Below are 311 nucleotides of genomic sequence, written 5' to 3'. Positions count from 1 at the left end.
GATAGGACGCTCACCGGTACGGATCACACGTTTAGGCCGTATGGTGGCATAAAACTCATTTTCAATTTGCAGCACATTGGTGTTGATCTGTACCCATTCCCCATCTTGACGGGTGCCTAGCGCGGCATACGGCGCATAGGGCTTGCGCACTGCCATCGACAGGCTGCGCATGTAATCGATCAGGTTGTTATACGGTGGTACCAGACCATCCTGGGCATTATTTTGATAGCCCAGATCGCTCATACGCAGGCTGGTCGCATACGGCAGATACAGCGTGTCTTCCGACAAGCTTTCCAGCTGATGGGCGCGGC

General features: G+C 54.0%; 1 pseudogene. It reads right to left on the bottom strand.

Annotation, left to right across the window (positions count from 1 at the left end):
- Positions 1-311: pseudogene (locus KDM89_RS21270) on the bottom strand (glutamate--cysteine ligase); the annotation flags it as partial.

This window comes from Cognatundibacterium luofuense (genome assembly GCF_018139685.1).
Classification (GTDB): domain Bacteria; phylum Pseudomonadota; class Gammaproteobacteria; order Burkholderiales; family Burkholderiaceae_D; genus Undibacterium; species Undibacterium luofuense.
Note: the sequence above shows the minus strand (reverse complement) of the source record. Positions and strands in the feature narration are given on the sequence as shown.